Annotated in this window: 18 protein-coding genes; 2 read left to right on the top strand and 16 right to left on the bottom strand. The window is 64.4% G+C overall.

The genetic code is table 11. The features are described 5' to 3' along the window. Positions 1-3: 3 nt before the first annotated feature. The 16 genes from ACFSQT_RS35095 to ACFSQT_RS35020 form a co-directional block, all read right to left on the bottom strand. Complete coding sequence (locus tag ACFSQT_RS35095; RefSeq protein ID WP_379026618.1) at positions 4-678, bottom strand: response regulator transcription factor; 675 nt, start codon at positions 676-678, stop codon at positions 4-6. Between the two features lie 378 nt (positions 679-1,056). Next, entirely contained in the window at positions 1,057-2,607 is a 1,551-nt protein-coding gene (locus ACFSQT_RS35090) for a Do family serine endopeptidase (RefSeq protein ID WP_379026617.1), read from the bottom strand. A gap of 128 nt (positions 2,608-2,735) precedes the next feature. Continuing rightward, entirely contained in the window at positions 2,736-3,203 is a 468-nt protein-coding gene (locus ACFSQT_RS35085) for a cytochrome c-type biogenesis protein (protein WP_379026616.1), read from the bottom strand. Beyond that, complete coding sequence (locus tag ACFSQT_RS35080) at positions 3,200-5,185, bottom strand: heme lyase CcmF/NrfE family subunit (RefSeq protein WP_379026615.1); 1,986 nt, start codon at positions 5,183-5,185, stop codon at positions 3,200-3,202. Before ACFSQT_RS35080 ends, ACFSQT_RS35085 begins: the two co-directional genes overlap by 4 nt. 38 nt (positions 5,186-5,223) lie before the next feature. Next, positions 5,224-5,667 carry a cytochrome c maturation protein CcmE gene (gene ccmE / locus ACFSQT_RS35075; protein ID WP_379026614.1) on the bottom strand — a complete coding sequence of 148 codons (444 nt, stop codon included), beginning with the start codon at positions 5,665-5,667 and terminating at the stop codon, positions 5,224-5,226. Between the two features lie 8 nt (positions 5,668-5,675). Next, positions 5,676-6,815 (bottom strand): c-type cytochrome biogenesis protein CcmI, encoded by a 1,140-nt coding sequence (ccmI, locus tag ACFSQT_RS35070; RefSeq protein WP_379026613.1) that lies wholly within the window; start codon positions 6,813-6,815, stop codon positions 5,676-5,678. A 127-nt stretch (positions 6,816-6,942) separates the two neighbouring features. Continuing rightward, complete coding sequence (locus ACFSQT_RS35065) at positions 6,943-7,560, bottom strand: hypothetical protein (RefSeq protein WP_379026612.1); 618 nt, start codon at positions 7,558-7,560, stop codon at positions 6,943-6,945. Further along, positions 7,557-8,990, bottom strand: a complete 1,434-nt coding sequence (locus tag ACFSQT_RS35060; RefSeq protein ID WP_379026611.1) for an ATP-binding protein — start codon at positions 8,988-8,990, stop codon at positions 7,557-7,559. Before ACFSQT_RS35060 ends, ACFSQT_RS35065 begins: the two co-directional genes overlap by 4 nt. Next, positions 8,974-9,639, bottom strand: a complete 666-nt coding sequence (locus ACFSQT_RS35055; RefSeq protein ID WP_023812809.1) for a response regulator transcription factor — start codon at positions 9,637-9,639, stop codon at positions 8,974-8,976. The genes ACFSQT_RS35060 and ACFSQT_RS35055 overlap by 17 nt, the downstream gene beginning before the upstream one ends. A 76-nt stretch (positions 9,640-9,715) precedes the next feature. Further along, a complete protein-coding gene (locus ACFSQT_RS35050; protein ID WP_379026610.1) occupies positions 9,716-10,015 on the bottom strand; it encodes a hypothetical protein in 300 nt (99 codons plus the stop codon). A 170-nt stretch (positions 10,016-10,185) separates the two neighbouring features. Next, entirely contained in the window at positions 10,186-10,593 is a 408-nt protein-coding gene (locus ACFSQT_RS35045) for a DUF3168 domain-containing protein (RefSeq protein ID WP_379026609.1), read from the bottom strand. Positions 10,594-10,682: 89 nt separating this feature from the next. After that, positions 10,683-11,489 (bottom strand): ABC transporter permease, encoded by an 807-nt coding sequence (locus tag ACFSQT_RS35040; protein ID WP_379026608.1) that lies wholly within the window; start codon positions 11,487-11,489, stop codon positions 10,683-10,685. Further along, positions 11,489-12,322: an ABC transporter permease gene (locus tag ACFSQT_RS35035; protein WP_379026607.1), complete on the bottom strand. Its 834-nt coding sequence runs from the start codon at positions 12,320-12,322 to the stop codon at positions 11,489-11,491. The genes ACFSQT_RS35040 and ACFSQT_RS35035 overlap by 1 nt, the downstream gene beginning before the upstream one ends. 25 nt (positions 12,323-12,347) lie before the next feature. After that, positions 12,348-13,463 carry an ABC transporter substrate-binding protein gene (locus ACFSQT_RS35030; protein ID WP_379026606.1) on the bottom strand — a complete coding sequence of 372 codons (1,116 nt, stop codon included), beginning with the start codon at positions 13,461-13,463 and terminating at the stop codon, positions 12,348-12,350. Between the two features lie 69 nt (positions 13,464-13,532). Continuing rightward, positions 13,533-14,627 carry an ABC transporter ATP-binding protein gene (locus tag ACFSQT_RS35025; RefSeq protein WP_379026605.1) on the bottom strand — a complete coding sequence of 365 codons (1,095 nt, stop codon included), beginning with the start codon at positions 14,625-14,627 and terminating at the stop codon, positions 13,533-13,535. Positions 14,628-14,719: 92 nt separating this feature from the next. Continuing rightward, entirely contained in the window at positions 14,720-15,646 is a 927-nt protein-coding gene (locus ACFSQT_RS35020) for a LysR substrate-binding domain-containing protein (protein WP_379026604.1), read from the bottom strand. Positions 15,647-15,730: 84 nt separating this feature from the next. Between ACFSQT_RS35020 and ACFSQT_RS35015 the strand changes: the two genes are divergently transcribed. Both ACFSQT_RS35015 and ACFSQT_RS35010 read left to right on the top strand, forming a co-directional pair. Continuing rightward, a complete protein-coding gene (locus tag ACFSQT_RS35015) occupies positions 15,731-17,362 on the top strand; it encodes a zinc-binding metallopeptidase family protein (protein ID WP_379026603.1) in 1,632 nt (543 codons plus the stop codon). After that, on the top strand, positions 17,359-18,291 hold the full coding sequence (locus ACFSQT_RS35010) for a dimethylarginine dimethylaminohydrolase family protein (RefSeq protein WP_379026602.1): 933 nt from the start codon (positions 17,359-17,361) through the stop codon (positions 18,289-18,291). The genes ACFSQT_RS35015 and ACFSQT_RS35010 overlap by 4 nt, the downstream gene beginning before the upstream one ends. Positions 18,292-18,344: the final 53 nt, after the last annotated feature.

Raw genomic sequence — 18,344 nt, 5'->3', positions numbered from 1 at the left:
CTGCTAGCCGCCCTTCAGCATATAGCCGGCGCCGCGAACCGTGTGCAGGATGGGCTTGTCGAAGCCCTTTTCGATCTTGCCGCGCAGCCGCGAAACATGGACGTCGATGACATTGGTCTGCGGATCGAAGTGATAGTCCCAGACATTTTCGAGCAGCATGGTGCGCGTCACCACCTGGCCGGCATGGCGCATCAGATACTCGAGCAGACGGAATTCACGCGGCTGCAGCGTGATTTCGCGCGCCGCGCGGCGGACCGAATGCGACAGCCGATCGAGTTCGAGATCGCCAATGCGGTAGACAGTTTCCGCCTCCTTGGCGCTGGCGCGGCGGTTCAGCACCTCGACGCGGGCCAGAAGCTCCGAGAAGGCATAGGGCTTTGTCAGATAATCATCACCACCGGCACGCAGGCCGGTGACCCGGTCGTCGACCTCGCCGAGTGCCGACAAGATCAGCACCGGCGTCGTGTTGCCCCTGGACCTCAGACCGGCGATCACCGACAGGCCGTCGCGTCGCGGCATCATCCGGTCGATAACCATCACGTCGTAGTCGCCGGCGTCGGCGAGCGCAAAGCCGGTTTCGCCGTCGCCGGCGACATGCGCGGTGTGACCGGCCTCGGTGAAGGCTTTCTGCAAGTAATCGGCGGCCTCGCGATCGTCTTCCATGACGAGAATCTTCATAGGACTGTTATACGCGATTTCGCTGGAAGGTTGAGTGGCAGACATCTGCATTGGGGCCTTTGCCAAAGCGCATCGCGATCAGATCATCCGAAGCCGTGCGCGATAAAGTCCTTGTCCCCGATGTCGTTGCGTCAAGACCGCTCAAACGCTTTTGACGACATGCCTGGGTGTGCGCAGCACATCCCTGGGTGTGCGGCAGCGGGCGAAGGGATGCCCGCTGCCGCCAGGGGAGAGCACGATGACTGACTAACGCGCGCTCCTCATGCTTTCCCGTGCGGCGGCTCGGGGGTGTTTGAAATCGCCGCACTGGAAAATCGAACCTGCCGCCGAAGCGTCCTCATCCGACTGGAGAGGCAAGAACGCTCCGGGGCCGTGCCCTCAGCCCTTGGCGACAGGCAGTGCGACGAAACGATTGCTGTCGTCGCGGGTGATCTGCACCAGCACCGCCTTGCGGCCGGCCTTGACCGCTTCGGTCATCGCCTTGGTGACGTCGTCGGTGCCGTTCACTTCGGCCGAATTGACCGATGTGATGACGTCGCCCGGCTGGATGCCGCGCTCGGCGGCATCGCTGTCTGGATCGACATCGGTCACCACCAACCCCTTGCCGTTTTCGGACTTGGTGACGGTCAGGCCGAGATCGGCCAGCGAGTCGGGCTTGGCCGGAGCGGCGGGCTGCTGCTGGTCGGTCGAAGCCTGCTTGTCGCTCGAGGGCAGTTTGCCGAGATCGACCTTGACCGTCTGGCTCTTGCCGTCGCGCCACACGGTGACGTCGACCGATTTGCCAGGCGAGTAAGCGCCGATCAGCCGGGCCAGTTCCTTCGGCGAAGCAACGTCCTTGCCGTCGACCTGGGTGATCACGTCACCAGCAGCGATGCCTGCCTTCTTGCCGGGACCATCGTCCTGGGCGCTCGAAACCAGAGCGCCATTCTGCGACTTCAGGCCCAGCGATTCGGCGATGTCGGAGGTGACCGGCTGGATTTCAACACCGAGCCAGCCACGCTGCACGGAACCGCTCTTCATCAGATCCTGAACGACCTGCTTGGCGGTCGAAGCAGGAATGTCGAAGGCGATGCCGACGCTGCCGCCCGACGGCGAGAAGATCGCGGTGTTGATGCCGACGACCTGGCCGTTGAGGTTGAAGGTCGGGCCGCCCGAATTGCCGCGATTGACCGAGGCGTCGATCTGGATGAAGTCGTCATAAGGGCCAGCGCCAATGTCGCGGCCACGCGCCGAGACGATGCCCGCGGTGACCGTGCCGCCGAGGCCGAACGGATTGCCGACGGCCACCACCCAGTCGCCGACGCGAACCTTGGAGTCATCCGCGAAGTCGACATAGGTGAACTTGCCGACGCCATCGACCTTGAGCACGGCGAGATCGGTGCGCGGGTCGCTGCCGATCAGCTTGGCGTCGAGTTCCTTGCCGTCATTCATCACCACGGTGAAGGCCGAGCCTTCCTCGACGACGTGGTTGTTGGTGACGAGATAGCCGTCATCGGAGATGAAGAAGCCGGAACCCTGCGCCACCGGCCGCGGCTGGTCGTTGCTGTGGTCGCGGTGGCCGAAGCGGCGGATGCCACCCTGGCCGTTCTGGTCGCCAAAGCCACGGAATTCCTTGAAGAAGCGGCGCAGCTGCGGATTGTCGGGCAGGTTGTTCATGCCGTCCGGATCGTCGGACTGATCGGAGCCGTCATCGGCGGCCGGGCTGATCTTGGCCTTGACCTTGACGCTGACCACGGCGGGAGAAACGCGCTCGACGACGTCGGCGAAGCCCGGCACCTGCGGCGCCTCGACGCGCACGGCATCGGCCAGAACAGGCCCTGTTCCAGTCGTCAGCGCGCCGACGCCGATCGCACCGGCGACGGCGATGGACGCGACGGCAGCCATGAGACGCTTGCGGGTGACGGAATGTGAATTGGGGGCAATATTCATGGGTCTCGTATCCTCTTTCAATGGACGCGCTTGATCGGCATCCTCGGGAAAGAGAATTAGAGAGGCGCACATTACGGCGCCATTTCCGACACATGAAACTTTGGTAATGTTTGGGGTGACCGCAGCAGTCAGTCCCGTCGCAATATGGCGTCCAACGATGCCTGCTCTTCGGCGGACAGGGATTTTGTTGCGAGCGGGCGACGCGACCGCGCGGTCATCACAATGAAAATGCCGCCAACGAGCAGCAAGATGACCGGCGTGCCCCACAGCAAGGCATTGCGCAGCTCGAAGCGCGGTTTCAGCAGCACGAACTCGCCATAACGCGACACGACATAATCCATCACCTGCTGATCGGTATCGCCGGCAACGAGGCGCTGGCGCACCAGGATGCGCAGGTCGCGGGCGAGATCGGCGTCGGATTCGTCGATCGACTGGTTCTGGCAGACCATGCAGCGCAGGCCTGCCGACAGCGCCCGCGCCCTCGCCTCGAGCGCCGGATCGGCCAGCATCTCGTCTGGCTTCACCGCCTGTGCCGCGCCGGCGAAGAACAGCGCCAGCAGCAGGACGATCGAGGTCAGCGAAAGCCGTGCGCTCATGTCAGGCCTGCGGAGGTCACGGCCTGCTTGCGCCGGCGCGACGGCGCGCCGACGCGCAGGCGCCTGTCCATCAGCGACATCGCCGCGCCCGCCATCATCACAAGGCCGCCGCCCCAGATCAATGTCACCAGCGGCTTCCACCACATGCGCACCACGACCGAGCCGTCCTTGCCCTCGTCGCCGAGCGAGATGTAGAGCTGGGAGAAGCCGATGGTCCTGATGCCTGACTCCGTCGTCGTCATCTGCCGCACCGGATAGAAACGCTTGGCGGAGCTGATTTCGCCAACTGCGCTGCCGCTGGCGCCGATCATCTCAAAGCGGCCGCGGTCCTCGCTGTAGTTCGGACCCTGGGCAGGATAAAGCCCGACGAAACGCAGCGTGTGCCCGGACAGTTCGACGGTCTCGCCGGCATGCATCGACAGGATCTTTTCGGTGCCGAAGCAAAGCGTGCCGACGATGCCTAGCGTGGTCAGGCCAAGGCCAAAGTGAGCGAAGGCGGTGCCGAAGACCGAGCGCGGCAAGCCGAGCAGGCGCCTGACCATGACCCCGGCTGTGACATTGCCGAAGCCTGACTTGACCGCGAGATCGGTGAGCGCGCCAAGGATCAGCCAGACGGCGAGGCCGACGCCCAGGGCCGCGAACACCGACGCGCCGTCGATAAACAATGCGGTGACCAGCGTCGCCAGAAGGGCTGCGGCAAAAGCCACCATCAGGCGCTGGGCGACGGCGAAGACATCGCCACGCTTCCAGGCCAGCAGCGGCCCGAACGGAACGATCACCAGCAACGGCACCATCAGCGGTCCGAAGGTCAGGTTGAAGAAAGGCGCGCCGACCGAAATCTTGTCGGCCGAGAAGGCCTCGACGGCAAGCGGATAGAGCGTGCCGACGAGCACCGTCGCGGTCGCCGTGGTCAGGAACAGATTGTTGAGGACGAGCGCGCCTTCGCGCGAAATCGGATGGAACAGGCCACCGGCCGTCAGCCGGGAAGCGCGCAACGCAAACAGCGCCAGCGAGCCGCCGATGAACAGCGTCAGGATGCACAGAATGAAGATGCCGCGGGTCGGATCGGTGGCGAAGGCGTGGACGGAGGTCAAGACGCCGGAGCGCACCAGGAAGGTGCCGAGCAGAGACAGCGAAAAGGTCAGGATGGCGAGCAGCAGCGTCCAGATCTTCAGCGCCGAGCGCTTTTCCATGACGATCGCCGAATGCAGCAGCGCGGTGCCCGCCAGCCACGGCATGAAGGAGGCGTTCTCGACCGGATCCCAGAACCAGAACCCGCCCCAGCCGAGCTCGTAATAGGCCCAGTACGATCCCATGGCGATGCCGCCGGTCAGGAACATCCAGGCGACCAGCGTCCACGGCCGCACCCAGCGCGCCCAGGACGCGTCGATGCGTCCTTCGATGAGGGCCGCGACCGAGAAGGAAAAGCAGATCGAAAAGCCGACATAGCCGAGATAGAGAAACGGCGGGTGAACGGCGAGACCGAGATCCTGCAGGATCGGGTTGAGATCGCGGCCTTCGATCGGCGCCGGATTGAGCCGCATGAACGGATTGGACGTCGCCAGGATGAACAGGAAGAAGGCGGCGCCGATCGCGCCCTGCACGGCAAGCACATTGGCGCGCAGCGTTGCCGGCAGGTTCGACCCAAAAGCGGCGATAAGCGCGCCGAAGAAGGTCAGGATCAGCACCCAGAGCAGCATCGAGCCTTCGTGATTGCCCCAGGTTCCGGTGATCTTGTAGATCAACGGCTGCAGCGAATGCGAATTTTCCCACACGCTCGCCACCGAGAAATCGGAGCTCGCATAGGCGCTTGCGAGCGCCACGAAGGACAGCGCCGTCAAGGCAAAGCCGGTTACCGCGACCGGTCCGCCGACCGCCATCAGGCGCTGGTTGTTCAGGCGCGCGCCAAACAGCGGTACGACCGTCTGCACCAGCGACAGCGCAAACGCCAGGACCAGGGCGAAATGTCCGGTTTCAACCATTGATGCGCCCGTAATTCACTCTTGCTCTCCTGCCGGAGTTATTCACTCTTGCCCTCCTGCCAGACGCCCTTGGCCTTCAGGCCGTCGGCGACTTCCTTGGGCATGTAGCGCTCATCATGCTTGGCCAGAACGCTGTCGGCAACGAAGGTGCCGTCGGGGTCGAAGGTGCCCTCGGTGATGACGCCCTGCTCTTCGCGGAAAAGGTCGGGCAAGATGCCGGTGTAGGTGACCTTGACCGATTTGTGCGTGTCGGTGACCGAAAAGGCGACCGTCGCCCCCTGCCCGCGCTGGATGGTGCCTTTTTCGACCAACCCGCCCAGCCTGATGCGCTGGCCGGGCTGCACGCTGGCGGTGGTGAGATCGGCCGGCATGTAGAAATAGGACGCCTTCTGGCCAAGCGCATAGAAGGTCAGCCCGGTCGCGGCGCCCAGGAACGCCAGCCCGCCCGCGATCACCGACAATCGTTTCTGCTTGCGCGTCATATCCGGTTCTACTCCGTCGCCGTCAGGCCAAGCGAGGCGGCAAAGGCGGTGAATTTTTTCGCCTCGTCACTGTCGGCTCCAAAGACGGCAATAGCGCGACCCAGCGCGTCACGCGCCTGGTCGGCCTTGCCGAGCACGACATACGAACGAACGAGCCGCATCCATCCTTCCGGGTCGCGCGGATTTTGCCGCAGCTTGTCGTCGAGGCCGGCGACCATGGTGTTGATCATGGCCTCCCTGTCCGATGGTGACATGGAGGATGCTGCGTCGATATCGCCGGCACCGGGACCGTTGGTGGCGCCGCCCGAAGCAACTTCGGGGCCGCCGGACTTGGCCAGCGCCTGCTCGACCGCGCCGCGCCACGGCGAATCCGGCGGCAGCCTGCCCAACATCCCCTGCCAGGCCGCGACCGCCTCCTTGCCGCGGCCCTCCTGCGCCAGCGCCATGGCCAGGTAGAAGCTGGCCTTTGCATTGGCCGGATCGAGCTTCAAGGCCGCCTCAAAAGCGTCCTGGGCATCGGCCGAGACAATACCGCCCGCCGCATTGGCGATCGCCTCGCCAAGACCGGCCTGGCGGACCGCGCTGTCGCCGTCGAGGCGAATGGCATTGCGATAGGCTGCCGCCGCATCGGAAAAGCGCTGCATGCGCAGGTAGACGGGGGCGAGCACATCCCATCCCCTGCCGTCGGAAGGATTGGCGGCAAGATGGGCTTCGGCCCGCGCCACCAACTCGTCCACCGAACTGTCGGCCGGATTCTTGGCCAGCCGCTCGCTGAGCGGCTGCGACGGCAGATCGGGCGAGCCGAGCTGGCTGTAGAGGCCCCAACTGACCAAGGGCACCACCAGCACGGCCACGGTCGCCACCAGCCTTGCCACGACGGACGCAGGCCTGGCGGATGTCTTGCCGGCCGCTGCCGCATTGTCGAGGCGAAGGATGCGGCGAGCGATCTCGGCGCGCGCTTCCGCAGCCTCCGCCGGCTGGATCAAGCCGCGCGCGGCGTCGCGGTCGAGCTCGGACAACTGATCGCGATAGACTTCCAGATCGTGATCGCCGGTCGACGACGCACTCTTCGAGCTGGCGGCCAGCGGCAGCAGCACCGCCAGGCTTGCACCCAGCGTGAGAATTGCGGCTATGACCCAGAACAGCATGGTTCTTCCAATAAAGGCAGAGCCATGCCCTGCCAACAGATGCATCCTGCGACGCTTTGACGGCAGGCGCGCCGCATGTCCTTGATCGACATCAATTGGCCGGATGCCAGCCGAACCCGGTTGATTGTCAGGTCAGCGGCGTCCAGCTGCCGTCGGCATTGCGGCAAGCGGTGCCGCGCGCCGTCACGCCGGCTCCGCCGGTAAACACCGTCTGCGTATACTGGCGGCAGTCCTGCGAACCGACGCGGTAGGGCTGGCCCGGAACCACCTCGCCATAGTGCGAAGCCTGGTCGCCCTTCCATGCCACCTTCTGGCCACTGGTCGTATATTCGAGCGCCTTGTATTCCGCCTCGAGCGCACTGCGCTTCTCGGTCTCGCTCAGGCCGTTGCCGATCGAGCCGCCGACCAGGCCGCCGTCCATCGCGGAAATGATCGTCGTCGTGACCTTGCCGCCGGAAGGAGGCGTCGAGGCCGGCGTCGGCGTGACCGTGGGACCCTTGCCGCTCAAGGTGGTGCAGCCGGAAACGGCCAGCAATGCGGAAACAAGCGCGACGCGAATCTTCATGCCAACAACCGGTTTTCTTGAGTTGGAGCCTGCCATGGATGAGCCGGGGGCCGCGTCATCGGAGAAGTCGGCGTGGCCATAGTATTGATATTTGTCGGAAATTTGGCCGCTGGGATCAATCGACATGCCGCCGTGATATGCCCCGTCCATCGATGTCGATTGGCCCCTGGAAAGCATCATTGAAGGCTCCGCAATCGCACCACCGCCTTCAATCCGCCCATGCCGGACCGTTCGAGTGCCAGGACGCCTCCATACTCGTTGACGAGGTCGGCGACAATGGCCAGCCCCAGACCTGTTCCCGGCTTCGTCTCGTCCAGCCGCCGTCCGCGCTTCAGCGCCTCGCGCGCCTTGTCCTCGGGAATGCCCGGGCCGTCATCCTCGATGCTGATCTCAAACTGGCTGGCTGCGTCATCCTTGCCCGTCAAAGGCACGACCGAGACCAGCACCGCGCTCTTTGCCCATTTCATCGCGTTTTCGAGCAGATTGCCCAGCAATTCCTCAAGGTCTTCGCGCTCGCCTGCGAAGACGACCTCTGTCGCCGGCAGCACCAGCGACAGGTTGGTCCGCGGATTGAGCTTCTGCAGAACCCGCACCATGCGCTGCACCAGCGGCGCCACCGGCGTGCGGTAGACGACGCTGTCGCGTTGCGCCGCGACACGGGCGCGCTGCAGGTAGTGATCGACCTGCTTCTGCATGGAAGCGGCCTGTTCGGCGATCAGCTGCCCCTTGGCGCCGCCAAGCGCCCGGCCCTCGTTGAGCAGCACCGCAAGCGGCGTTTTCAGCGAATGGGCGAGATTGCCGACCTGGGTTCGCGACCGCTCGACGATGCGCCTGTTGTTTTCGATCAACGCATTGGTCTCGTTGGCAAGCGGTTCGATCTCGGCCGGGAAGCGGCCGTCGAGCCTGTGCGCGGTGCCCTCGCGCACCATGGCCAGCGCATTCCTGACTCGGCGCAGCGGCTGCAGGCCGAGCAGGATGGCGATCGCGTTGATGGCGATCATGCCGACGCCGAACAGGCTGAGATAAGTCAGCAGGCGGCGCTGGAAGGTCGAGATCTCCTGTTCGAGTTCGCTCTGGTTGCCCATGACGCGGAAACGCGCCGCGCGGTTCTTGGCATCGAGAACGAATTCGCTCTCGAACACTTCGAGCTGCTCGCCGTCGATGCCTTCGGTCGCGTAGCTGCGCTGGAAACTGGCGTTGAAAGGCACATCGGCGACATCAGGCGATGGGATCGTCTTGGTCATCGACGACGAATGAAGATCTCCGTGCACGCCTTCCGAGGCGGGCTCAACCGACCAGTACCAGCCCGAATTCGGCTCCGAGAACCGGAGGTCGCCGAGATCGGGGGCGCCGGTCAGCGCACCGCTGTCGGAAATGCCGACGGAGCCGATCAGGTTGAACAGATGCGCCGAAAGCAGGCTGTCGAAGCCGCGCTCGCTGGCCTGGCGGTAGAGCGTGGTGATCAGGGTGAAGATGACGACGAGGGTCAGGATCGCCCACACGGTGGAGAAGGCGATCACGCGGAACGTCAGCGAACGCGGCCACAAACGCAGCGAAAGCGGCGTCCTTGCGAGTGGTTTGAGCGGTTCCGAGTTACGCCTCCGGCTCACGCATGCGGTAGCCCATGCCGCGCACGGTTTCGATCATGTCGATGCCCATCTTCTTGCGCAGCCGCCCGACAAACACCTCGATGGTGTTGGAATCGCGGTCGAAATCCTGGTCGTAAAGATGTTCGACCAGTTCGGTCCGCGAGACGACCTCGCCCATATGGTGCATCAGGTAGGCAAGCAGACGAAATTCGTGCGAGGTCAGCTTCAGCGGCACGCCGTCGACATCGGCTTTCGAGGCCTTGGTGTCGAGGCGCAACGGCCCGCAGGTCAGTTCGGACGAGGCATGGCCGGCGGCGCGGCGGATCAGCGCCCTGAGCCTCGCCAGCACCTCCTCGATGTGGAACGGCTTGGTGACATAGTCGTCGGCGCCGGCGTCGATGCCGGAGACCTTGTCGCTCCAGCGGTCGCGCGCCGTCAGGATCAGCACCGGCATCTTGCGGCCGCCGCGACGCCAGCGCTCGACGACGCTGATGCCATCCATCTGCGGCAGGCCGATGTCGAGCACGACAGCATCGTAGGGCTCGGTGTCGCCGAGGAAATGGCCCTCCTCGCCATCGAAGGCGCGGTCGACGACATAGCCGGCGTCGACGAGCGCGTCGGATATCTGCCGGTTGAGATCCTTGTCATCCTCGACGACGAGTACGCGCATGCGGAGATCGATACCTGTTGTTGAAGAGCTAAGGGCAGATATAGGCCGATTCCGGCGGCCTGGGAAACGGCAGGCGTCAGTTCAGCGGTACGACGATTTCGGAACGGCGCGGACGCTGTCCGTCCTTGCCCGGGACGAGCACGACGATGACGCAGACCGGCTGACCGCCGCGTGTGGATTGCGAGGCCTTGGCCAGCGTTCCGCCATTCTGCTCGGCCACCTGCTGGCCGATGGCGTAGCAATCGGACGCCGCCAATACGATCGGGCCGCCCTGGTCAGGCACGATGACCGGTGTCGCCATCGCCTGCGACGCAAACAGCCCGGTAGCACAGAGCGCCAGTGTCGCGGTTCGGAAGTGGGAGCGAAGCGTTTTCATGGTCGGCGTTGTAACGCATCGGTGCTGAACGTGAAATGAACAGTGAACGCCGCGAGGACCATGTCCGCTACACCCCTGAAACGCGAGACAACCGATCGGATTTCGCCGCCCACCCGGCGAAATCCCGGAAGCATCAGTCTAGACTCCGTTTGGACCACATTGAAAGCGCATCAGTCATTTTCCTGGGTTATGGCGCGAAAACGCAGCAGCCCGTGATGCACGAGGAGGTCCTCGTCATAGCGGGCCTCGGCGAATTCCAGCACGAGACGTGTCTGTCCACGCGACCCGATGATCAGCACCGCGTCGGCGAGGCGCGCCTTGATGCTGTCCATGATGGCACGCGTTTCGGCCGCGTCATGGGTCTTTGACCAGACATGCAGCGTGACCAGCTGATCGGCGTCGTTCTGGACCCCGGTGTCCCAGTCGAAGGCGCTGGTCTGACCGCAGGTCACGTGGGGAAAGGCGGCATTGTCGGTTGGCCGCTCAAGCAGTCCGGCGCCGCCCAGCAGCGCCGACAGCGATGCATCGCTCCTCAGTCTCTGGAACAATGCCTGCAGCAAGTCACCGGACGCGGTCATCTTCTTTTCCTCGCTGTCACAGCCTTGCGGATCATTGCATCATCAGGACTCGCCCTCAAGCGTACCCGGGCTTCTGCCAGGCTTGCCAATCAGCGGGCGGCGCGCAGCCTAACCACGAAACTGCGAAGTGCAAGCACCAGCACCGTGATGATGATCAGGATCACCGAAAGGGCGGCGATCGCCGGGTCGATGTTATCGCGCAGGCCCATCCACATCAGCCGTGGCAGCGTGATGGCGTTGACCGAGGTGATGAACAGCGTGACGCCGATTTCTTCCCAGGACAGCACAAAGGAGAGAAGCGCCGCGGTGATGATGCCGAACTTGATGTTGGGCATGATGATGCGGGTGGCGCGCTCCCATACCGAGGCGCCCAGACCGCGCGCGGCAAGGTCGATGCGCCGGTCGAGCTGGCTGAGCGAGACCAGCATCAGCACGGTGGCGAAGGGCACCGTCATCACCGAATGCGCCATGGCGACGCCAAGCCAGGTGTCATAGCCGAAGAACGAGCTGAAGCCGGAGATCGAGGTGAGCAGGAAGTAGAGCGTGATGGCCGAGACCACCGGCGGCACGACCATGGGCAGCAGAACGAAGCCGACGAGGGCGGCGGTGAAGCGCGGCTGGAACATCCACACGCCGAGGCTGAAGCAGAGCGCGAGCACAGTGGAAAAGGCGCTGCTGACGATGCCGATGCGGATCGAGAGCAGGATCGAGTCGATCCAGCGCGGATCCTCGATCAGCGCCCGATAGTGGCGCAGCGACAGTTCGCCTGATGGCATCGCCAGCATGCGGCTCGGTGTCAGCGACACCGGGATGACGGCGAGCAACGGCATCAACAGGAACAGTGCCACGAAGGCGGCGATGATGAGGGAGACGGGACCGGGGCGGTAGGTCGGCATCAGATCAATTGCTTCGGTCTGACATAGCGAAACAGGAGCGCCATCAGCGCGCCGACGAACAGCACCAGAACGACGCTGATCGCCGCGCCCAGCCCCCAGTCCGGGCTCTGGAAGATCCTGAGATAGATCAGCTCGGCGACCATGACGCTGCGGCCGCCGCCGAGGATCGCCGGCGTCACGAAGAAACCCAGCGAAAACACGAAGACGATGAGGGCCGCGCCGACGATGCCGGAGCGGGTCATCGGTACGAAGACCGACCAGAAGGTGCGCATGCGGCTGGAGCCGAGCCCGCGCGCGGCCAGCAGCACGCGGTCGTCGAGGCTGCGCATGGAGGACGCCAGCGGGAAGACGGCGAAAGGAATGAGGAAATGCGTCATGCCGACGATGACGCCGAATTCGTTGCGCACCAGCGCCAGCGGTTCGGAAATGAAGCCGATGGCCTGCAGCCAGGTGTTGATCAGGCCGCGATTGGACAGCAGCGCCACCCAGCCGAAGGCACGGGTCAGCACCGAGATCCAGAACGGCACCAGGATGCAGAATTCAGCGATCACCCGCTGCACCGGGGTTCCGCGTACCCAGACGACGGTGATAGCATAGGCAGCTGCCACCGAAACCACGGTGACGACCGCCGCGATGCGCAGCGTCCGGATGAACACCGACTGCACCAGATCATCCGTGAGCAGCGCCTCATACTGGCCGAGCCCCGGCGCCGGCAGCGTAAAACTCCATTTGACGACGCCGAGGAACGGCCAGGCATAGGCCAGGACGAGGAACAGGAGCAGCGGCGCCATCAACAGCGCCGCGCCCATCCTGTCGGAGAGGTATGCTCTCATGTCGGTTCGATTATCCCTGCCTCGGTCAGGCGGAGATGATCTTGGTGTATTCGTCGAGCGCGGCCCCGTAATTCTTGGCGTACCAGTCCATATCGAGCGCGATCTGCTTCTTCATGTTCTCGGGGTCGACCGGATTGATTCGCTTCTTGTCGGCGGGGATCAGCGCATCGGCGGCCGGGTTCGCAGGACCCTGGCCGAGCTTGTCGAACATGATCAGCTGCTTTTGCGGGTCCTGGGCGCTGGCGATGAACTTCATCGCCGCGTCCTTGCCGCCGGGATTGCCCTTGAGCACGGCGAGCGCTCCGGGCGAGATCAGTCCCTGGTCCCAGATGAACTTGATCTTGCCGCCGGAATCCTGCTCGATCAGCGAAGCGCGGGTCGACCAGACGATCGCCATCGAGGCCTCGCCATTGAGCAGCACGCTCTGGCTCTCGGCACCGCCGCCCCAATAGGCAACGACGTTCTCCTTGAAGGCGGCGATCTTGTCATGCGCGCGCTTCAGGTCGAGCGGATATAGCGAGGCAGGCGCAATGCCGTCGGCTAGCAGGGCTGCCTCCCAGCTCGACACGCCCCATTTGTAGAGCGAGCGCTTGCCGGGAAATTTCTTCACATCGAAGAAATCGGCCATGCCGGTCGGCGCGTCCTTGCCGTATTTTTCGGAGTCGTAGGCGATGACATAGGAGAAGAAATAGGTCGAGGCGGCGTATTCCCAGCCAAAGCCCTCGCGCATCTTCTTCTTGTCGACGATCGAATAGTCGATCGGCTCGAGCGCGCCCTGCGCGCCGAGCGTGATGGCCGAGAACGGGTCGACGTCGACGAGGTCCCAGGTCGGCGCGCCGCTCTTGAACTGCGCGGCGATGGCGCCTTCGGTCGGACCCGAGCCGTCCATCTTGACGGTGATGCCGGTTTCCTTGGTGAAGGCCTGGCCGTAGGCGGCATCATAGGCGGTGATGGCGTCGCCGCCCCAGTTCACCAGCACCAGTTCCTTCGCCGCGGCGAAGGCTCCGGTCGAGCGCAGCAGCATCGGCGTGCCGGCCAGCACCAGCGCCGCCAGCTGCGTAAATTGCCGGCGCGAGATCTCGCCGCGACCTGCCCTGGCCGACAGGCTCTCGATGGCTTGTTTCTTGGTATCATTTGTCATGTCAGTTCCCCTTTTTTCTCGTTGATAGTACCGGAAAGCGGTGGCGCCGATATCTCGCCACACCGTTCGTCATTGTCCTCCACTTGGAAGGAGGAAACCCTTTTCCGCTGGCCAGGTGAGCCAGACGGAATTGCCCTTGCTCAGCGCTGCGGCAGCGACTTCATTCGGCACCGAGACTGTGACCTTGGCGCCTTGCCGCGTCGTCAGGTCAAGCCGCGTTGCGGCGCCGAGATAGGTGGAGTTGGTGGCTGTCGCGGCAATTCCATTCTCGCCGGCTGCCGCCTCGCCCGATATCGACATGTATTCCGGCCGGATCGCCAGGATTGCATCGCCGCGCACTGCGCCGGCCTTGCAACGCATGGAGACCGTACGGTCTTCGCAGAGGCCGGTCGAGCCATTGTCGGCCGGGCGCACCCCCCTCAGCGGCAGCATGTTGATCTCGCCGAGGAACTCGGCGACGAAGCGGTTGTCCGGCCGGTCGTAGACCTCGTCGGGTGCTCCGACCTGCAGCAGTTTGCCGTGATTGAAGATGGCGACGCGCGACGACAGCGCCAGCGCCTCGCTCTGGTCGTGGGTGACGAAGACGAAGGTGGTCCCGGTCTCCTGGTGCAGGCGCTTCATCTCGGCCTGCATCTGGCCGCGCAGGCCCTTGTCGAGTGCCGAGAACGGCTCGTCGAGCAACAGCACGCCCGGCTCGAACACCAGCGCCCGGGCGAGCGCCACGCGCTGCTGCTGACCGCCTGAAAGTTGCGCCGGCAGTTTTTTCTCGTGGCCCTTGAGGCCCACGCGTTCGATCATCTCGCCGACACGGCGCTTGATGTCGGCCGCCGATTTCTTGCGCACCTTGAGTGGGAAGGCGATGTTGGCTTCGACGCTCATATGCGGGAACAGCGCGTAGCCCTGGAACACCATGCCGGCCGCGCGCTGTTCGGCCGGCCGTTCGGTGATGTCGACGCCATCGCTGAACAGCCGGCCCTCGGTCGGCTGCACGAAGCCGGCAAGGATCATCAGGAAGGTGGTCTTGCCCGAGCCGGACGGCCCGAGCAGGGTCAGGAACTCGCCACGGCCAATATCGAGCGTCAGATTGTCCAGCGCACGGAACGAGCCGAAGCTCTTGCCGATCCCGATTGCCTTGATCTCTGCGGCCCGGCCGGGTTGCTGCATCCTGCCTGTTTCCTCAATTCCCGAGAGAAATCGTAAGGCAGCGCGCGGCCTCACCGCAACCGAATAGTTTTCGCCGGATCGGCAAATTCCATTCATCTGTCCAATCGGTGGCGCCCGTGGTCGGCCATGCCCTTGGCAATGCTCTCCGCGAGTTTCGATCGCAGCCATCCGGCGAACGCCTCAAGCACCGGGTGCGTCGCCTTGGCGTGTTCGGAGACGAGGAAGTAGGAGCGCGGCGATTTGATCGCGATGTCGAAGGGACGCACGAGCCTGCCTTCGGCCAGGGCCTTGCCGCTGGTCAGTTCGTCGCCCATGGCCATGCCCTGGCCGGCGATCGCAGCCGAGAAGACGAGATTCATGTCCGAAAAGAAGATACCGCCTTCCGGGTCGGGGTTCTCGACCTTGGACAGCGCCAGCCAGCGCGCCCAGTCCTCGGTGTCGCCGAGATGCAGGAGATTGGCGCGCAAAACGTCGGCGGGCTTCGAAAATCCACCGACCCTGTTGAGCAGCGTCGGGCTGCAGAGCGGCGTGAACGAGATTTCGCACAGAAGCTCGACCGCCCGGTTCGGCCAATTGCCAACGCCGAAGGCGATGAAAGCGTCGGCGTCGGCGTTGCTGACATCATCGAGCCGCCGCGGCGTCAGGATGCGCAGCGCGACATCGGGGTACATCTGCCTGAACTCGCCGATATGGGTGCACAGGAACAGCGAGGCGAAGCCCGGCGTGCAGCTGATGCTGAACGAGCCGCCGACGCCGGTGCCGGCATGGCGCGTCACCGCATCGCCCAGCACGGTCAGCGCCTTGCGCACGTCGCTGGCGTAGCGCTGGCCGCGTGGCGTCAACGCCACGCCCTTGCCGATGCGTTCGAGCAGGTCGAAGCCAAGGTCGCGTTCAAGCAGGCGAAGCTGATGGCTCACGGCGCTTCGGGTCAGATGCAACTCGTCGGCGGCGCGCCAGACGCTGCCGTGACGGGCGAAGCTGTCGAGCGCGCGCAGCGCTTGGGTGGATGGTATGCGCAAGAGGCCTCAGGTGAACCGAATTTGCATGAGTCGGGAAAACATATCACTTTTTGGCAAGCCGCTTCACTGCTTTCTTGTCCTGCCATGGAGAAACCGTTGGCCACCTCGGCGCAAGCAACCGCGCTTGCCTGTCTCGACGACATCCAGCCGTTGCTGTCGGCGTGGACGCGCACCATTTTCGACTTCGGCGAAACCGCATGGCGCGAGTATCAATCCGCCGCCTGGTACGTGGAGCGGCTGAAGCGCGAAGGCTTTTCCGTCGAAGAGGGTTCCGGCGGCATGCCAACCGCCTTCTGTGCCCATTGGACCAACGGTCCGGGCCCGACCATCGGCATGTACGCCGAATACGACGCGGTGCCGGGCAATTGCCAGGATGCCGCGACGGTCGAGCGTCCGCGCCCAGGCCTCTCTGAACATGCCGGTGGTCATACCGACCCGCATTCCGGGCTGGGCATTTCGAGCCTCGGCGGGCTGCTGGCGGCCAAGGCGGCGATGCAACGCCACGGCATCCCGGGCACGCTGCGCTTTACCGGCGAGCCGGCGGAGAAGGTGCGCGGATCAAAGCCGATCCATGCCGCCAAGGGCTATTATGACGGCCTTGCCGGCATGATCTCCTTCCATCCGTTCTACATGCTGCCGCTCTGCAACACGGCGCGCTGGGATACGCATTGCGGCGCAGCTTATGCGATGATCTATCGCTTCATCTGCGACCAACCGGAGCGCTGGGCGCGGGCGGCGGGCGGCGCGGCGCCCATTCCGCAGGCGCATTCGGCGGTGCGCGCGCCCGGCGCCAACGACGCGCTCATGATGATGTACATGGCGTCCAAGGCGCTGCGCGATTTCATGCTGCCGCACCAGGGCGGCTGGTCGATCAGCGAGGCGATCCTCACAGCCGGCCAGGCGACCGCAGACAACCTGCCGGCGGGGCTGGCCGAGATCCAGTACATGATCCGTGTGCCGACTCTGGCGATGGCCGAGCAGGTCACCGCCGCGCTCGACCGCAATGCCGAGGCCGCTGCCAGCATGAGCGGCTGCCGCCATGAGCGGCACTGGGTATCGAAGTCACGGCCGGGCCTGGCCAATCACGCTATGTCGGGCATTGCCTATGAAGCGCTGTCGACCGTCGGGCCGCCGCGCTGGGACGAGGACGCCAAGGCAGTCGCGCGCGAGATACAGGTCAATGCCGGGCGCATGGCGAGCGACGAGCCGTTCATCGAGGAACTGGAGCGCCTGATCGAGCCGCAGGCGGCGGAAGCGATCCTGCGCCGCGATCTGCCGCCCTCGCAGGTGAATTCGACCTCCGACGATTACACCGACATGAGCTGGCATGCCCCGACCGCGCGCTTCTATGTCGCCCGCCCGGCGCTGCGCTCGGAAACCGGTTACCCCTATCCGTCATGGGTAATGAATGCGCTGGGCGGCATTCCCGCCACCATCGACCCGATGGTCACCTGCGCATCGAAGACCATAGCGCTCGCCGCCCTTCGCCTGCTGGAAGACCAGACTGCCCGCGATGCGGCGATGAATGAATTCGTCGCCCGCACCGGTGGCGGCATCGGCGGCTCGAACTGGATCGCGCCGCTCTGCGACTACGAACCGCCGATTGGATTTCGTTGGCCGGAATATGTCACCACCCCGCGCGGACGGGACTGGTGGATACCGAGCACTCCCAAGCCACATGATCAACCAAGCCGCCTCACGAGGAGAACCCCATGACCGTTCATGACCGCATCGTCGCCGAGCCGTTTTCGCTGCAGCGCCGCAACCCGGCCGGCGGCACCAAGCCGCTGACCGCCTGGGGCTTTGCCAACGAGACCGATGTCCTGACCGACGTGCTGCTCGGCTCCCCCAACTTCCTGCGCCACCTGTCGACCAGCTCGCTGTCGCGTAAGCATCTGCGCGAGGCGCCTTGCAACGTTCAGATCGCGCAGGCGCAGCACAAGGACCTTGTCGCCGCCTACGAGCATTTCGGCGTCAACATCCACTGGCACGAGCCGACACCGGAACTGCCGATGCAGGTCTATTCCCGCGATTCCAGTGTCATGACACCTTACGGCGCCGTCATCACCGCCATGGCCAACTGGTGGCGGCGCGGCGAGAATTATGCCGCCATCCGCACCTACGAAAAACTCGGCATCCCGATCTACGACATGGTCACGGCAGGCACTTTCGAGGGCGGCGACTTCAACGTCATCGAGGACGGCGTCGCGTTGATCGGCTGCGGCGGCGCCCGCACGCAGGAAGAAGGCGCTCGCCAAGTGCAGGCCTGGTTCGACAAGGAGGGCTGGGAAACCCGTATCGCCTTCATCGACGAGTACTACGTCCATATCGACCTGATGGTGGTGCCGATCGCCGAAAAACTGACCGCTGTCTGCCTCGCCTGCACCGAGCCGGGCATCGTCGACTGGCTGAAGGGCAAGGGCCACGAGATCATCGATGTGCCGTTCCAGGATACGATGGCGCTCGGTTGCAACTTCATGTCGCTGGGCAAGGACCGGGTGATCGCGCCGACCTCCAGCCAGACGCTGATCGGCCAGCTCAAGGCACGCGGTTTCGAGGTCGCGGCGGTCGACATGAGCGAAATCTCCAAGACCGGCGGCGGCATCCACTGCATGGCCCAGGCGCTGAAGCGCGAACCGGCTTGAGGGACCTATTCATCGCCGTCGGTAGTCAGCCGATCACCAGCGGCGTGTCGTCG

Origin of the sequence: Mesorhizobium calcicola (assembly GCF_042682105.1) — a bacterium.
Lineage (GTDB): Bacteria > Pseudomonadota > Alphaproteobacteria > Rhizobiales > Rhizobiaceae > Mesorhizobium > Mesorhizobium calcicola.
This window is presented reverse-complemented; position numbering and strand designations above follow the sequence as displayed.

What these genes read in the sequence shown, in the direction of transcription:
- ACFSQT_RS35095 (WP_379026618.1), bottom strand. Translation starts at nt 678, where the DNA reads ATGAAGATTCTCGTCATGGAAGACGATCGCGAGGCCGCCGATTACTTG.
- ACFSQT_RS35090 (WP_379026617.1), bottom strand. Translation starts at nt 2,607, where the DNA reads ATGAATATTGCCCCCAATTCACATTCCGTCACCCGCAAGCGTCTCATG.
- ACFSQT_RS35085 (WP_379026616.1), bottom strand. Translation starts at nt 3,203, where the DNA reads ATGAGCGCACGGCTTTCGCTGACCTCGATCGTCCTGCTGCTGGCGCTG.
- ACFSQT_RS35080 (WP_379026615.1), bottom strand. Translation starts at nt 5,185, where the DNA reads ATGGTTGAAACCGGACATTTCGCCCTGGTCCTGGCGTTTGCGCTGTCG.
- ccmE (WP_379026614.1), bottom strand. Translation starts at nt 5,667, where the DNA reads ATGACGCGCAAGCAGAAACGATTGTCGGTGATCGCGGGCGGGCTGGCG.
- ccmI (WP_379026613.1), bottom strand. Translation starts at nt 6,815, where the DNA reads ATGCTGTTCTGGGTCATAGCCGCAATTCTCACGCTGGGTGCAAGCCTG.
- ACFSQT_RS35065 (WP_379026612.1), bottom strand. Translation starts at nt 7,560, where the DNA reads ATGATGCTTTCCAGGGGCCAATCGACATCGATGGACGGGGCATATCAC.
- ACFSQT_RS35055 (WP_023812809.1), bottom strand. Translation starts at nt 9,639, where the DNA reads ATGCGCGTACTCGTCGTCGAGGATGACAAGGATCTCAACCGGCAGATA.
- ACFSQT_RS35050 (WP_379026610.1), bottom strand. Translation starts at nt 10,015, where the DNA reads ATGAAAACGCTTCGCTCCCACTTCCGAACCGCGACACTGGCGCTCTGT.
- ACFSQT_RS35045 (WP_379026609.1), bottom strand. Translation starts at nt 10,593, where the DNA reads ATGACCGCGTCCGGTGACTTGCTGCAGGCATTGTTCCAGAGACTGAGG.
- ACFSQT_RS35040 (WP_379026608.1), bottom strand. Translation starts at nt 11,489, where the DNA reads ATGCCGACCTACCGCCCCGGTCCCGTCTCCCTCATCATCGCCGCCTTC.
- ACFSQT_RS35035 (WP_379026607.1), bottom strand. Translation starts at nt 12,322, where the DNA reads ATGAGAGCATACCTCTCCGACAGGATGGGCGCGGCGCTGTTGATGGCG.
- ACFSQT_RS35030 (WP_379026606.1), bottom strand. Translation starts at nt 13,463, where the DNA reads ATGACAAATGATACCAAGAAACAAGCCATCGAGAGCCTGTCGGCCAGG.
- ACFSQT_RS35025 (WP_379026605.1), bottom strand. Translation starts at nt 14,627, where the DNA reads ATGCAGCAACCCGGCCGGGCCGCAGAGATCAAGGCAATCGGGATCGGC.
- ACFSQT_RS35015 (WP_379026603.1), top strand. Translation starts at nt 15,731, where the DNA reads ATGGAGAAACCGTTGGCCACCTCGGCGCAAGCAACCGCGCTTGCCTGT.
- ACFSQT_RS35010 (WP_379026602.1), top strand. Translation starts at nt 17,359, where the DNA reads ATGACCGTTCATGACCGCATCGTCGCCGAGCCGTTTTCGCTGCAGCGC.